The 14744-nt window shown below is 64.7% G+C and carries 14 protein-coding genes, 1 tRNA gene and 1 pseudogene; 5 read left to right on the top strand and 11 right to left on the bottom strand.

Going from position 1 to position 14744, the window contains the following annotated elements; genetic code table 11:
• Positions 1 to 36: 36 nt before the first annotated feature.
• The gene (locus OU995_RS13705; protein WP_267836096.1) at positions 37 to 393 is read right to left on the bottom strand and encodes a DUF2845 domain-containing protein; all 357 of its coding nucleotides are present in this window, start codon (positions 391 to 393) and stop codon (positions 37 to 39) included.
• Between the two features lie 165 nt (positions 394 to 558).
• On the opposite strand from OU995_RS13705, the gene OU995_RS13700 reads away from it, so the two are divergent.
• Positions 559 to 1353 (top strand): NPP1 family protein, encoded by a 795-nt coding sequence (locus OU995_RS13700; RefSeq protein WP_267836095.1) that lies wholly within the window; start codon positions 559 to 561, stop codon positions 1351 to 1353.
• A gap of 91 nt (positions 1354 to 1444) precedes the next feature.
• Here OU995_RS13700 and phaR read toward each other — a convergent pair whose 3' ends face one another.
• The 3 genes and pseudogenes from phaR to OU995_RS13685 form a co-directional block, all read right to left on the bottom strand.
• Positions 1445 to 2032: a polyhydroxyalkanoate synthesis repressor PhaR gene (gene phaR / locus OU995_RS13695; RefSeq protein ID WP_267836094.1), complete on the bottom strand. Its 588-nt coding sequence runs from the start codon at positions 2030 to 2032 to the stop codon at positions 1445 to 1447.
• Positions 2033 to 2141: 109 nt separating this feature from the next.
• Positions 2142 to 3182 carry a LacI family DNA-binding transcriptional regulator gene (locus OU995_RS13690; RefSeq protein WP_267836093.1) on the bottom strand — a complete coding sequence of 347 codons (1041 nt, stop codon included), beginning with the start codon at positions 3180 to 3182 and terminating at the stop codon, positions 2142 to 2144.
• A 128-nt stretch (positions 3183 to 3310) separates the two neighbouring features.
• Positions 3311 to 4230, bottom strand: a pseudogene (locus OU995_RS13685) (beta-1,6-N-acetylglucosaminyltransferase).
• 350 nt (positions 4231 to 4580) lie between these two features.
• On the opposite strand from OU995_RS13685, the gene cynS reads away from it, so the two are divergent.
• The 4 genes from cynS to OU995_RS13665 all read left to right on the top strand — a co-directional run bounded on the left by cynS (position 4581) and on the right by OU995_RS13665 (position 6949).
• On the top strand, positions 4581 to 5024 hold the full coding sequence (gene cynS / locus OU995_RS13680) for a cyanase (protein WP_267836092.1): 444 nt from the start codon (positions 4581 to 4583) through the stop codon (positions 5022 to 5024).
• Positions 5025 to 5046: 22 nt separating this feature from the next.
• Positions 5047 to 5646: a flavin reductase family protein gene (locus OU995_RS13675; RefSeq protein ID WP_267836091.1), complete on the top strand. Its 600-nt coding sequence runs from the start codon at positions 5047 to 5049 to the stop codon at positions 5644 to 5646.
• A 270-nt stretch (positions 5647 to 5916) separates the two neighbouring features.
• Positions 5917 to 6378, top strand: coding sequence for a universal stress protein (locus OU995_RS13670; RefSeq protein WP_267836090.1), 462 nt, complete (start codon positions 5917 to 5919; stop codon positions 6376 to 6378).
• Between the two features lie 115 nt (positions 6379 to 6493).
• Positions 6494 to 6949, top strand: coding sequence for a universal stress protein (locus OU995_RS13665; RefSeq protein ID WP_267836089.1), 456 nt, complete (start codon positions 6494 to 6496; stop codon positions 6947 to 6949).
• Between the two features lie 142 nt (positions 6950 to 7091).
• On the opposite strand, the gene OU995_RS13660 is transcribed toward OU995_RS13665, so the two are convergent.
• The 7 genes from OU995_RS13660 to OU995_RS13630 all read right to left on the bottom strand — a co-directional run bounded on the left by OU995_RS13660 (position 7092) and on the right by OU995_RS13630 (position 14725).
• A complete protein-coding gene (locus OU995_RS13660) occupies positions 7092 to 7928 on the bottom strand; it encodes a universal stress protein (protein WP_267836088.1) in 837 nt (278 codons plus the stop codon).
• A 30-nt stretch (positions 7929 to 7958) separates the two neighbouring features.
• Entirely contained in the window at positions 7959 to 8981 is a 1023-nt protein-coding gene (locus tag OU995_RS13655; protein WP_267836087.1) for a zinc-dependent alcohol dehydrogenase, read from the bottom strand.
• 12 nt (positions 8982 to 8993) lie between these two features.
• A complete protein-coding gene (locus tag OU995_RS13650) occupies positions 8994 to 9200 on the bottom strand; it encodes a DUF2892 domain-containing protein (RefSeq protein ID WP_324288752.1) in 207 nt (68 codons plus the stop codon).
• Positions 9201 to 9296: 96 nt separating this feature from the next.
• A complete protein-coding gene (locus OU995_RS13645; RefSeq protein ID WP_267836086.1) occupies positions 9297 to 10724 on the bottom strand; it encodes an ATP-binding protein in 1428 nt (475 codons plus the stop codon).
• 557 nt (positions 10725 to 11281) lie between these two features.
• Positions 11282 to 11358 (bottom strand) — tRNA-Val (locus tag OU995_RS13640).
• 102 nt (positions 11359 to 11460) lie between these two features.
• On the bottom strand, positions 11461 to 13737 hold the full coding sequence (locus OU995_RS13635) for a RelA/SpoT family protein (RefSeq protein WP_267836085.1): 2277 nt from the start codon (positions 13735 to 13737) through the stop codon (positions 11461 to 11463).
• 115 nt (positions 13738 to 13852) lie between these two features.
• Entirely contained in the window at positions 13853 to 14725 is an 873-nt protein-coding gene (locus OU995_RS13630) for an alpha/beta fold hydrolase (RefSeq protein WP_267836084.1), read from the bottom strand.
• Positions 14726 to 14744 lie beyond the last annotated feature (19 nt).

Raw genomic sequence — 14744 nt, 5'->3', positions numbered from 1 at the left:
CTCTTTCGAAAACGAACACTTGTAAGGGAGATTGTTTCAGCGCCCCTGTTCGCCGTAGCGAATGGAGACGATCTTGCCGTTCTGAATCTTCACCACGGCCACGAGATTTCCGGGGCCACGCTCATACAGCCATTCATCGGTCATCAGACATCCGGCTGCAATCGGCGGCGACACTCCAAAGCGGTTGGGCGGGCCGGGGTAGTAGAGGGGTACGCAATAGAAGTCGGACAGTTGGGGCTGGCCGCAGGTTCTCAGCAGCCACAGTCGCGAGTCCCCTTCCCGCACGCCGGTGTCATTGCAGCGCAATGACTGCGCCTGAGCGCCACTGGTCGCCATCAGCAGCAGACCGGCGGCAAGCCCGCACAGTCGCCAGAATCCGTTTCCTTGCGTCACGCCATCTCCCCATGCCGGGGCTCGTAGGCCCACCATTGGGGGGCAACGCCTGAGTCAGGCTTTGCGTTGACAGGCGGGCCAGCGCACCGGAGCCATGGCGCCGGTCACAGGTGAGTCGCACGCCCGCCGCACAGTGTCCGGCGTCTACAACTCAAGGAGGCCCTCTTGCAACGCCTGATCCCTGCCCTGCTGACCCTGGCCCTTGCCAGCCTGTCCACCACGGCCCGCGCCGATGATTTCCCCCGTCTGGATGCCGCCTGGCCCACCACGGTGAACATCGCTGCCACCTATCCGGTCTTCGACTTCGACACCGACGGCTGCCTGCCCAGTGCCGGCATCAGCCGCAGCGGCGCCCAGAATGGGGGCTTGGCCGCCTCCGGCAGCATCACCGGCGGCTGCCGCAAGAACAACTTCATGGACTACGCCAACACCTTGCACCGCCATGCCTGCATCACGAGCGGGGCGGATGTGTATTGCGGCCATTTTTATGCGTTGTACTTCCTGAAGGACCAGGCCACCGTGTTGGGCGGCGGCCATCGCCACGACTGGGAGCATGCCGCCGTCTGGACCCGCAACGGCGTGGTCACCCATGCCGGCTACAGCGCCCATGGCGACCTGTTCAATGTGGAGGCGGCCAATCTGCCGCTGGACAGCAACGGCCATGTGAAGATCGTCTATCACAAGGACGGCGTCACCACCCATGCCATGCGGATGGCAAAGGTCAATGAAGTGGCCGAGAACGGCTATGGCCAGTTCGTCACCCCGGCCATCGTTAGCTGGTATGAGGTGAAAGGCGATGGCCTGACCAACGAGCAGATGCGCAGCCGCCTCAATAGCTACGACTACGGCTCCGCCACCATTCCCATGCGGGACAACAATTTCCTGAACAACCTGAACACGTATCGGCCGTCGGGTTATCCGGCCTTTACGCAGGCCAGCATCGAGGCGTCCAAACCGTGATGCCTTCAGTAGTCTGATGCCCGGGCGCCGGGTACGCTGGCGCCCGAGTACCAGCGCGCCAGCGGGAGCGCGGGCATTCAGTGCCCGCCGCTCATTTCTTCGGCGGAAACCCCGGCATGCCTGGCATTCCCGGCATCCCTGGGAACAGGCTGCCGGCCTTCTCGAACTGTTCCTGCATCTGAAGGAACAGGTTCTTGGACTGCTCCAGGTAGTTGCCCATCAGCCCCTGCATCACTGGCGCCTGTCCACTCATGAACTGGGACCAGAGCTCCGGATTGAATGCCGCGCCCTGGCTGTGTTCCGCAAAGCGGGCCTGCATATCGGTGAAGGTCTGCAGGTTTTTTTCCAGATAGGCGCCCATCATCCCCTGCATGGCGTGCCCGTAGAAACGGATGATCTGCGACAGCAGCGGCGTGGAGAACATGGGCATGCCGCCCATTTCCTCTTCCAGGATGATCTGCAACAGGATGGACCGGGTCAGTTCCTCGCCGGTCTTGGCATCCCGCACCTCGAAGTCGGCGGCTTCCAGCACCATCTTCTTCACATCCGCCAGCGTGATGTAGCTGCTGGTGTGGGTGTCGTAGAGCCGGCGGTTGGGGTATTTCTTCAGCACCCGCGGGCCCTTGGTACGCGGGTCATCGGTGCCAGGGGCGGATTTTCCGCGTCGGGCCGTCACCATGTTGTCTCCTCTCGGGGGTATGCCGCCATTCTAGGAGGCCGCCTGTCGGCGTCCTGCCACGTGTTTTCCCCCGATGTGCGCGTGGCGGCGCACATCGGGGCCCAGGGGTTCAGGTGCTGTCCCGCGCAATGATTTCGAAACCGACATCGATGTGTCGGCCTTCGCTCGGATCGGGCTTGCGCTCGGCGCGCTCGATGATGAAACGGGCCGCCTGGCGGCCGATGGCGGTGCCGTCGATCCTCACAGTGGTCAGCGATGGCGACATATCGCCCGCCATGGAGAGGTCACCAAACCCGATCACCGCCAGGTCCTGCGGGATCCGAATCCCCCGGGACTGCGCTTCCAGCATCACACCCACCGCCAGCGAGTCAGAACTGCAGAACACCGCATCGATCTCGGGGTTGCGCGCCAGCAGCTCGGCCAGACCTCGTCGTCCGCTGCCCAAGGTGGTGGGGGTGGCCATTTCGGCAATCGGCACCTCCGTCAGGCCCAGCGCCCGGGCCCTTTCCTGGAAAGCCAGGAAGCGACGTTGCGCCCGCTCATCGCTACCGGCAACGCCGGCCAGATGTCGGTACCCCCGTTGGACCAGGAAGTCCGCCACGCTGCGGCCCACCTCCACGTGGGAAAACCCGACCAGCATGTCGATCGGGTCCTCGCTCTGGTCCCAGGTTTCCACCACCGGCAGACCCGCGGCTCGCAGGCGCAGCCGGGCGGCGGCCGAATGGCTGGTGCCCGTCAACACCAGGCCGTCCGGGCGGCGGCCGATCATGGCGTCCAGCCAGGCGTCCTCGCGGGCATTGTCATAACCCGTCTGGCCCAGCAGCACCTGATAGCCGGCCTGGAACAGCGCTTCGGTCAGACTCTGCACGGTTTCCAGGAAGACCAGGCCCGCAATGGTCGGCACGGCCACCCCGACCATGCGGCTGCGCATGGACGACAGCGCACCCGCCAGCAGATTGGGCACATACCCCGTGTTGCGGACGGCCTCGGCCACCCGCTCGCGGACCTCGGCCGACACCTGATTCGGATTGTTCAGGGCGCGAGAGGCGGTGATGGGGGCAACACCGGCCAGCTTGGCCACATCACGCAGGGTGACCGCGCCGCTGCCCTTGCGGCGGCGGGGACGGGGAAAGCTCTCAGCATCGGACATGGGCGCTGATCATAGGGGGCGCCAGCCGCCTGAAGTACCCCTTCCGGCCTGGGGAGGTCGCTCCACCATGGCGCTTGCGCCACATCCGGCCTCGCCCGCGCCCCTTGTCAGCGTGCGGCAAGGGATCTTCAGGCGGCCTTCACGTCGTCCAGATCCAGCACGCCCACCCGGCCGCGAAGGGAATCGATCAGCGCCACCAGCGCATCGGAGTCGTTGGGGAATTTGCGCGCAAAGAGCACGTCACCCCGGCCGTGGTAGCTCTCCGCCGGAAACTGCCGTTCACGCATGACGTCCTTGACCAGTTCCATGCCGAAGGTTTCCGGGCTCGACCGGCCAGGCAGCCAGTAGTTGCGCGTCACATTGCGGACCACGTGTGGCAGGAAAGCGGAGTTGCCAACGATGGTGTGGATGAAGGTCTCGTCGGCGCAGACCGTGGTGGAGAAATACTGGGTCAGCGCCGGATGCGTCGTCACAAAATCCAGGATGTGCTCGGCGCAGGGGCGGGTCAGCGCCCACCAGGTGGAGCCGCCATACGGGCGCAGCCCCTCCAGGTGCTGGTGGTAGTCGCGCCATTCCGTGACCAGGCCGGCCTTCAGCAGGGCCCAGGTCAAGTACCGAAACGGACCGGGCCGCGGCACCCGCCGCGCAATGCGCGAGGCCGGCTTGCCCTCCTTGTCATTGGGCATCTCGACCAGATTGATGAACTGCCGCTCCGGCTGCTGTTCGAAGAACGCATGGATGTAGGCCATGCTGTGAAGGGGTAGTCCACGCCGCTGAGCAGCACCAGGCGGTCAATGGGTTCGGGCGCAGCCAGTGCCGTACGCATCAACTCAAAAATGGCCTCCACCTGGGAATAGTCCCCCCAATGGACGGACACGCGGTTCGGCGTGAACCGGACGCCGTGCGCCGTCAGCTCTTCAAACTCCGAGATCCTGGACTTTTTGTCCACATGCATGAACACCAAGGCCTCCGGATGGCGGAGGCTGCGTACCAGGCGGCGGACATGATCGGGCGCGTTGTGAACCAGGAGGAGGTAAGCAATCTTCATGGTGGGCCTTTCATGAGCTCTTGATGGGGCCGGGGATGGCGCGGCGAGGGGCGGTGGGAGGTGTCGTGGCACGCAGCAATTGGCGCTCCAGCCTGCGCCTATCCCCCGTGATCGAGTGGCACGGACCTTGCGGCAGCTGCGTTGACAAGCGCTTGTGCGACGGGGTCCGAGCGGTTTTCAGACTTGTGCTGATGGCGTACACACGAACCGGCACCGATGTGCAGCGCTGTGCCACCCGTCAGGGCACGGTGGCGCACAGCCGAGGTGCTTGCCGTGTCCCGCCCCCCGCCCCCGACCTCGACCCCGGCGCCAGCCACCGCCCGTTTCCCTCAACACCTCAGGAGTTGCGCATGAACCGTCTTGCCGTCACAGAAAAAATCATTGCGACCAAGGTGGCCAAAGGGCTCACCTGGGCTGCGGTGGCCGAGAAGGTCGGGCTGAGCAAGGAATGGGTCACGGCGGGCTGCCTGGGCCAGATGAGCTTTGACGACGCACAGGCGGCCGTGTTGGCCGGCATCTTCGATCTCACCGAAGCGGAAACCCAATGGCTCAAGGTGGTCCCGTACAAAGGCAGCCTGCCGACATCGGTGCCCACCGATCCGCTGATCTACCGCTTTTATGAACTGGTGAGCGTCTATGGCACCACGTTCAAGGAACTGATCCATGAGGAATTTGGCGACGGCATCATGAGTGCCATCGACTTCCGCATGGACCTGCAACGAGAGCCGGACCCGAAGGGCGACCGGGTCAGCATCGTCATGAGCGGTAAATTCCTTCCCTACAAGACGTATTAAGGAAGTTCGTTAGCATCTGAGAATGCATTTTTACGAACCCCGCCAGGGGCATGGCCTGCCCCATGACCCCTTCAACGCGATCGTCGGGCCGCGCCCGATCGGCTGGATCTCCAGCCGGGACACCAACGGCGTCCTCAACCTCGCGCCCTACAGCTTTTTCAATGCTTTCAACTACACGCCGCCTATCGTGGGTTTCGCGAGCCTGGGCCGCAAAGACACCCTCCGCAATATCGAGGCCACCGGCGAATTCGTCTGGAACCTGGTGACGCGGGACCTGGCGGATGCGATGAACGCCAGCTGTGCAGCGGTGGGGCCGGAGGTCAATGAATTCGAGTTGGCGGGCCTGGCCACGGCGCCTTCCCGCGTGGTGGGCGTGCCGCGCGTGGCCGCCAGCCCGGTCAGCTTTGAATGCCGCGTGACGCAGATCGTGCAGTTGCAGGATGTGCAAGGCCAGGGCTTGGACGCCTGGCTGACGCTGGGTGAGGTGGTGGGCGTGCATATCGACGAGCGCCTGCTGGTGGATGGCGTCTATGACACGGCAGCGGCGCATCCGGTGCTGCGCGGCGGTGGTCCGGCCGATTATTTTGAGTTGGGTGCTCGATTCAGGATGAAGCGGCCCTAAGGGTCGCCTACAGGGCCATAAGCGCCGATGAGCGCCGATGACCGGCTATGAGCGGCAATGAGCGGCAATGAGCGGCCATGGGCGGCTCTCAGCCGCCGCCTCTAGCCTTCAGACGGGTCAGCGGCGTCGCCATAACTTGCGCGAACGCATTGTGGCCGTGGCAGCGAGGGTGCATGCTCCCATCCATCCCTGGCGACGCTGACGGTCACGCAACCGTGAAGCACCGCGCAAGGGCGCATCTGTTCCGATCCGCCTTTCTGGAGCTTCCTCATGTACCAACACCTTCTGGCCCCGATTGACGGCAGCGCAACTTCGGGGCGTGGCCTGCGGGAAGCCATTGGCCTGGCCAAGGCCCTTGGCGCCCGCATCACGCTGCTGCATGTGCTGGATGTCTATCCGTTTTTTGGTCACTCTGGCTGGAGCGGCCAGTTGGAAATGGAGCTGCAGCCGCGGCGCGCGGTCGCCCAAGACCTGCTGGCGTCGGCGGCCGCACAGGTACAGGAGGCTGGTGTGCCCGTGTCCAACGTGCTCAAGGAATGTCTGGAGCCCCATGCGGGCGCCGAGATCGTGCGCCAGGTGAAGGAACTGAAGGCGGACGTCATCGTCATGGGCACCCACGGACGCAGAGGCATCTCCCGCATGCTGCTCGGTGGGGACGCCATGATCGTGCTGCGGGACAGCAGCGTTCCAGTGCTGCTCATCGGGCCTTCGGAGGCTCCCGGGAGCGATTGAAGTGGCGCTGCGGGGCAGTTCCATTTGAAATTGATCGATCGCAAAGTTGCGGGTCCCACAGCGATGACACCGCGTGGTTCACGGAACAACAATGGTTTTGCTCAAGGAGACTGCCATGTTCCGCAAGATGCTGGTTGCCTACGACGGGAGTTCCCCCTCCCTGGCCGCGCTGAATACGGCGCTGGGTCTGGCTCGCGGCCAGCCCACCGAACTCATGCTGACGCTGGTGCTTGATGACCTGCCACTGGATGTGGAGATGTCCAGCGGCGCCATGCTGGAAGCCTCGCGGCAGGCCAGACAAACCGAAGCCGAGCTGGTGCTCGCCAAGGCGCGCGCGCGGGTGACGCAGGCGGATCTGCCCTGTGACTGCGCCATTCTGGAAGCAGATGGGCGCCGAACGGCGGAAGTCATCGTGGCGCATGCGGAGCGTGAGCATGCCGGGCTGATCGTCATCGGCTCGCATGGGCGGCGCGGTGTGAGCCGCGCGCTGTTGGGCAGCGACGCTGAACTGGTGGCCCGACTCTCTCCGGTGCCGGTGCTGATCGTCAAGGAACCCAGCTCCGCGACATGAACCGGGCGCTGGCCCCCTGGCCCTGCATTGCCGTGCAGGAGGTGGCCGTTGCTGCTGTCACATTGAGGACGTGTCGCTGAGGAAGTGTTGCGTCAGCCGCTCACCTTGAACAACGGCCAGCGGCCCCCACAGCGGTGGTGCCTCAATGTGACATCAGCACCGGCACCGTCATGGCGTCCAGCAGCGTCCGGGACGCCCCGCCAAACAGTACTTCGGCCCAGCGCGCGTGGCTGTAAGCCCCCATGACGATCAGATCGGTTCCGCTGTCCGCAGCCGCCGACAGCATCGCCTCCCCCACCGCCAGGCGGGTGACCAGGTCCTGCGGTTGCGCTTCCACCCCTTGAAACGCCAGCCACTGCCGCATGCTGTGCAGCCGCTGCAGGACACGCCCGCCATCCGGATCCTGCCGCCAGTGGGCCAGCAGCACCTTCTCCGCCTTGCGCAACAACGGCAACGCGTCCGTCATGGCGCGCACGGCTTCCCGGCTTTCATCCCAGCCGACCAGCATCTGCTGCCAGCGCATAGGACCTTGATGGGTGTAGGGAACCACCAGCACCGGCCGGGCGCTGTGCAACAGCACCTGCTCCAGCGCTGCACGGTCTTGCCGATGGCCGGGTTGATCCGGGTCGGGCTGGCTCATCACCAGCAGGTCGGCACAATGCGCCCGGTCGGCGAGGGACGATGCCACCGCAGCCTGGTCTGCCATCGCCTCAAACGAAGGAAGCCGGGATGCCTGGCAGCGCAACCGGAATTCGTCGGCGGCCGCTTCAGCTGCATCGATCAGGAGTTCCCAGGCCGAGGGCCCGTATTCCACCAGCGATGCGGCAGCGGAGGGGTCCACCGGCGGATCGACCCACCCAGTGGGCGCCACGCCGATGAGATGGGCATCGAAGTCCTGGGCCAGCCCGATGGCCACATCCACCCGCGCCGTGCTGGCGGGGCTGCCATCCAGGGCCACCATCACCGTTCTGTAGGTCATGTTCAGGTCCTTTCGGGGGACTGGAAGGGTTCAGGGGAAGGTCAGCACGGCACGGCCTTCAATATGGCCATGCCGAAGTGCATCCAGGACCCTGTTGATGTCATCGAGTCCATAGCGGGTCGTTTCCGCATGGACCTTCCCTTCGTCGGCGAACTGCAGCGCCTCGTTCAAGTCCTGACGGGTGCCCACGATGGAGCCGCGCACCGTCTTGGCATTCAGCACCATGTCAAAGATGGGCAAGGCGAAGTCGCCGGGAGGCAGCCCGACCATGGACATCGTGCCCCGCTTGCGCAGCATGCCCAGCGACTGGCTGAACGATTGCCGCGACACCGCCGTCACCAGCGCCCCATGCACGCCCTGCACTTCCCGATGCAGCGCGGCGGCGGGGTCTTCGTCCCCTGCATTGATGCACAGCTCCGCGCCCAGCCGCGATGCCAGGGTCAGCTTGGCCGGATCCACATCCACCGCAGCCACATGGAAGCCCATGGCCTTGGCATATTGAATGGCCAGGTGGCCCAGGCCGCCAGCACCCACCACGGCCACCCATTGCCCCGGGCGGGCGTCCAGCACCTTGAGCCCCTTGTAGACCGTCACCCCCGCGCAAAGGATGGGGGCCAGCGCCTCAAACGAGCCTCGGGCAGGGAGATGGCCGACGTAAGCGGGGTCGGCCAGCACAAACTCCGCAAAGCCGCCGTTGACCGTGTAGCCGGTCATCTGCTGGTGATCGCAGAGGGTTTCCCAGCCGGTGAGGCAGTGCTCGCAGTGGCCGCAGGCGGTGTGCAGCCAGGGCACGCCCACGCGGTCTCCTTCGCGAATGTCTTTCACCCCCGCGCCCACTGCCGCCACGGTGCCCACGCCTTCATGGCCGGGGATAAAGGGCAGTTGCGGTTTGACCGGCCAGTCGCCGTCGGCCGCATGCAGGTCGGTATGGCAGACGCCGCAAGCGGCCAGCTTAACGAGCACCTGACCCGGTGGCACCTCGGGAATGGGGCGCTCTTCCAGAACCAGCGGTTCACCGAAGGCGTGGACAACTGCAGCTTTCATGGTTCTCATGGGTTGCTCCGGTCAGTGGCTGCGGTGAATCACGGTGTAGAGGGGGCAGTACCCGGCCAGGCCGGTCAGCAACGGCACCACACCCAGAAAGCCCCAGAGGCCAATCCAACCCAGCGCAGTGGCCAGCATGAGGCTCGCACCAGCGCCGACGCGGAGGAATCGTTCGGCAGCACCCACGTTCACGTCCATCATCGCAAACTCCTTGAAGGTCCCGAGCACGGGAATGTCTCCAGCGTAGGCCTACTCGCCTCACATGGGATTGCGATGGATCAAACTAGGGACAAACGAGGCGAGCACGCCCCTGAAGGACCGACCTCAGCGCGGCGCTACGGGCAACTGCACAAAGAAGGAAGCCCCCTGACCGGGTCCGTCGCTGGTGGCCCAGACTTTGCCGCCATGCACATCCACCAGGGTTTTGACCAGGGCCAGCCCAATGCCCAGCCCGGTTTGCCGGGAGCGACCGGCTGGCGCCTGAACAAAGGGTTCAAACACCGTGTAGAGCATGTCGGCTTCAATACCGGCACCATGGTCGCTGACCACCACGGTATGAAGCGGGCCGGAGGTGCTGCCGCTGACCGTCACGCTTGCGCCGTCCGGGCTGAACTTGATGGCGTTGGACAACAGGTTGGTGAAGACCTGGATCAGCCGTCCCGCGTCGCCCATCACCCACATCGGCGCGTCCGGCCACGCCAGGTGGATCTGGCTCTGGCTGCGCATGCTCGACTCATGACAGCATTCCACGGCGGCATCGATGATCTGCCGCAGCTCGAGTTCTGTTTGGGAGATGTCCAGCAGACGGGCGCGAATCCGGGTGAGGTCCATCAGGTCGCCCACCAGCCGCGTCATCTGATGGGTCTGGCGCCGCATCGCCGCGAGCGATCGCGCGGCGGAGCTGGACAAGCCGGGTTCGCGCTCCAGCACCTGCAGGCCGGAACTCATGGTCGCAATGGGATTGCGCAATTCATGGGCCACGGTGGCGAGCAGTTCGTCCTTGAGGCGATCATTGGCCTCCAGTGCGCGCTCATGGCGAGCCACCTCGCTCACATCGCGGGTGACTCCCAGGACCGACTTCACGCTGCCATCCACATCGCTGAATTCCGGCACCAGTTGGGTGGCAAAGGTGAGCCCGGCGTAGTCGAACTTCAAGGTCAGCGGCTTTGCCGTGCGAAACACAGCTTCCAGAGACGCGTGCCACTGCGCGCAGAGCTCCGGTGGCATGCCCATCTCCAGATTGGACTTGCCGAGAAAATCGGACACCGGCCGGCCGGTGAGGCGCACCACCGCGCCGCTGACAAACAGATGGCGATATTGCCGGTCGAATCTCGTCAGGATGTCCGGCGAATTGTTGGTGATCTCCACCAGATCCTTTTCGCGCTGGGCGGCCAGCTGTTTGGAGCGGGCCAGCAAATGAAGAATCAGGCAGTCGATCACCAGGATCGAGCTGAAAAACACAAGGGCGATCAGGTCGCCGCTGTCCAGGGCCAGAAAACCATCCGGACGGTGCGGGAAGAACGACGCATAGGCGGCCGCCACACTCAGCGCGGCGCACAGGAGGCCCGGGCCGATGCCGAACAGATAGGTCGCCAGCATCACCGCCGGAAAGAATGTCAGAAACGGGAAGCCTTGCGGCGGCAGGACGCCAATCAGGGCGGCCCGAGCGCCCCAGCCCATCCCCCATAACCCGATGGCAGCGGCATACCGTGCAAGCGTGCGAAGCGATGCCAGGCCAGCAGAAGACAACATGGGAGGACTGTGCGGAGGTGAATCCGGGTGAGCGGAGATGGGGAAAGGGGGGGGACGGGGGGACGGGGGACGATCTGCGAGGAGTGATGCCCGCAGGTCGCCATGAATGATAAAGACGCTGGAAATGGCTGATTTTTTGCGAGCGTCAACAAAATCGGTGACTCATCAGCGTTGAAAGCTGTTGAGGATGATCAAATCACCCCGACAACCCGACAACCCGGCAACCCTTCAACCCGCAATTCATCGCTTCGGCGACCGACATGAGGAACTCTGCACCTGGCACCTGGCACCTGGCACCTGGCACCTGGCAGCCGGCATTCCTCATTCCGCCCGCCGCGCCGCGCCGCGCGTAAACGGCTGATCCATTCCTGATGCATTCCTGATCCACTCCATCTGGCGCGGCCTACGACCAGGCTAGACCAGGCGTGGCCAGGCCAGCCTCGCCTCGCCTCGCCTCGCCTCGCCTCGCGAGAATCATGAACATCGCAAGGCCGAACTAGAAATGCGAAAACCCCGGCAATCTGCTGCGTGGCAGCGATTGACCGGGGTCGGAATTCTGGTAGGCGCAATTGGATTCGAACCAACGACCCCCACCATGTCAAGGTGGTGCTCTAACCAACTGAGCTATGCGCCTGAAGAGCTTCGCAGTATAGCCCGGAAATTGAGGTTGTGCGACAAAACAAGAAGATCTGCGCGATTAGCGTACGCCTCATACTGTTGCGCACGGCCAGTACCGTCATCGTCGGCGAGCGCTCCGCACGCCCGACACCTGCGTCAATGCCGCCAGTGTCTGGTTCAGCCGCTGCGCATCACTCACTTCCACGGTGAAATTCATGCGCGAGAGGTCGGACCTTGCCGGCTTACCTTTGCCGCTTTGCTGGTTGACCGCAATCACGCTGAGTTTGTCCTTGGCAAACAGCTCCAGCACATCGCGCAGCAATCCAGGCCGGTCTACCGCTTCCACAACGAGGTCCACCGGATATTGCGGCGCCTTGCCCCCCTTGTCGATGGCGGGCTCTCCCCAGGCAACGGCAATCACCCGCTCCGGAGCGCCGCGCGCCATCTCCCGCAAATTGGCGCAATCCGACCGATGGATGGCCACGCCCTTGCCCCGCGTGACATACCCAGTGATGACGTCCGGCGGTGCCGGGCGGCAGCAGCGGGCCAGGCTGGTCAGCAACGAGTCCACCCCCACCACCAGCACCCCTCCCTTGGGGGCGCGCCCATCGGTCGCGGGCCCCCGGGTGTGACGCTGCGCCAGCAGCGCATCGTCATCGGGGTCCTGCACCGGGGGGCGCAGCAGGGTCTCGATGTTGCGCAGCGAATACTCGTCCTTGCCGACCACCTCAAACAAGGCATCGGCATTGCGGAACCCGAGGCGACCCGCCAGGTCTTCCAGCTTGATGGCGGTCTTGCCCTCTCGCTGCAGCAGCTTTTCCACCAGCTCACGGCCCTTGGCGATGGTCTGGGCCTGCGCCTGCGCATTGAACCAGGCCCGAACCTTGGCCTTGCTGCGCGCACTTTGCAAATAACCCAGCTCAGGATTGAGCCAGTCCAGCGATGGGCCGCCGCCTTCACGCAGCGCCACGATTTCCACCGTCTGGCCACTCTTGAGCGGCGTGTTCAGCGGCACCATCTGGCCATCCACCTTGCCCCCCCGGCAGCGGTGGCCCAGGTCCGTGTGCAGCGCATAAGCGAAGTCGACCGCCGTGGCATTGGCGCACAGCTCCACCACATTCGCCTGCGGCGTGAACACATAAATGCGGTCATCAAAGGCCGGGCCGCTTTCGGCGATGAAATCGCGCTCCCAGGCCAGCAATTGCCGCAGCACGGCTTTACGTGCCTGCGCCACCTGTTCTTCAAATTCGCCAGCGGCCGTGACACCGGCATAGCCCTTGGTGCCGGCCTCCTTGTAGGCCCAATGCGCGGCCACGCCATGTTCCGCATGCTCATGCATGGCGCGGGTGCGGATCTGCACCTCCATCGGGCGTCCATCTGCGGCAATCACCACAGTGTGCAGCGACTGATACCCGTTGGGCTTGGGCCGGGCGATGTAGTCGTCAAACTCCCCATCCACCGGCCGATACCATTCATGCAACCGGGCCAGGACCGCATAACAGTCGGCCACCTCGGGCACGATGACACGCAGCGCCCGCAGGTCAAAAACCCGCTCCAGCGAGAGGCCCTTGCCGCGCATCTTCTTCCAGATGCTGTAGAGATGCTTGGGCCGCCCCTGCACTTCCGCCTGCAGGCCCTGGGCCTGCAGCGACTGCTCCAGCGAGGACCGTACCGCCTCCACCGACTGCTCACGCTCCACCCGCTTTTCATGCAGGCCCTTGGCGAGCTGGTGGTAGTGCTCCGGCTCCAGGAAACGGAAGGACAGGTCTTCCAGCTCCCATTTGATCTGCCAGATGCCCAGGCGGTTGGCCAGCGGCGCAAACACCTGCAGCGATTCGGCCGCCAGCTCACGAGGGCAGGCGGTTTTGCTGGCGGCAAACCACCGCAAGGTCTGCAGCCGGGAGGCCAGGCGCAGCAGCACCACCCGCAGATCGCGGGAGAAGGCCAGCAGCATTTTGCGAACCAGTTCGGTCTGTTCCTGGCGGCGCTGCTCCTCCACCTTGGCCTCGCGGGCGGCGCGCTGGATCTGCACCAGACGGCGCGTGTGGCTGACCAGGCTGGCATCGCTGTCGCCAAACGCCTTGGCCACGATCTCTTCGGGCTTGTTGAGATAGTCGCCGGCGTACACCAGGTAGGACGCTGCCCGCATCGACGGCGCCGCCCCCACACCCGCCAGAATCGCGGCCACGCCGTCGGCATGCTCCAGGGCGGGCTCTCCGGTATCCAGCCGGTGGTCCGCCAGCAACGGCTCGGCAAATGCACGGGCCCGCTGGATGGGGTCCACCGCCTCGGCTCGCACCGGCTCTGCCGACGGCAGCCGGCTGGGCAAGTCCCCATCGAGCAGGGCCACGATGGGAGCGGCGTGCTCGGCACGCAAGCCCAACTCTGTCTTCATAACGCCAACTTCATACTGCAAGAGAACCGCTGCTCAGTATCACCCCGCCCACGGGGCACCTCCGTGCAGCGCATCCCGATTCTGGATGCGCCGGGCTGCCAAGGCCCGGACCAGGTCAATGCCCGCCCTCCTCCAGGAAGGCTTCCACCACGGCAATCTGGTCTTCGGTCACCACGGTGGGAGCATGGCCCACCCCCGCGAACTCCACCACCCGGGCCTTGGGCCCGCGCGTGGTCATGGCCTGTGCGGTGGCAGCGGAGAGCAGGTCTGAGTCCAAGCCACGCAACAGCAGCGTCGGACACCGTACGGCGTCATAAGCCGCCCACAACTGCGCTTCTCCCGCCTTGGCAAGTTCCGGCGTCAGGCCGGCCAGGCCCTGGCCGATACGGGGGTCGTAATGCAGTCGGCAACGATCGCCATCTGCCTTGAACATAGGGCGGGACAGCTCCAGCCATTGCTCGTCCGTATGCGGTCCAAACCCTTCGGAAATGCCGCGCAGGTATTCGGCGCCCTGCTGGCAGTTCTCAAACTGTGGGGCGCGCCCCAAATAGCCGGAGATGCGCTGCAACGCCCCGTATTCGATAGTGGGGCCCACATCATTGAGGATCAGGCGGGCCACCGGGCTGGATGGCATGGCCGCCAGGGCCAGGCCGATCAACCCTCCCATGGAGGTGCCCAGCCAATCCACCTGGGAGACGCCCAGCCGCGCCAGCAGCGTCACCATGTCCGAGACGTACTGCGGCAACTGGTAGTTGCGGGGATCGCCCAGCCAGTCGGACTCGCCCCGGCCGACCACGTCGGGGCAGATCACCCGGTAACGGCTGCTCAGGCGGCGCGCAATGGCATCGAAGTCCCTGCCCTGGCGGGAAAGGCCGTGCACGCACACCAGCACGCGAGGGTTGTCGGGCAGCCCCCACTCCCAATAGGCCATCTGGTGAAGACCACAAGGGCTCAGCGCCTGGACTTTTTTCAACAAGGGTTCAGACATCACTCGTATCCTTTGCTCC

Source organism: Roseateles sp. SL47, from assembly GCF_026625885.1.
Taxonomy (GTDB): Bacteria; Pseudomonadota; Gammaproteobacteria; order Burkholderiales; family Burkholderiaceae_C; genus Roseateles.
Note: the sequence above shows the minus strand (reverse complement) of the source record. Positions and strands in the feature narration are given on the sequence as shown.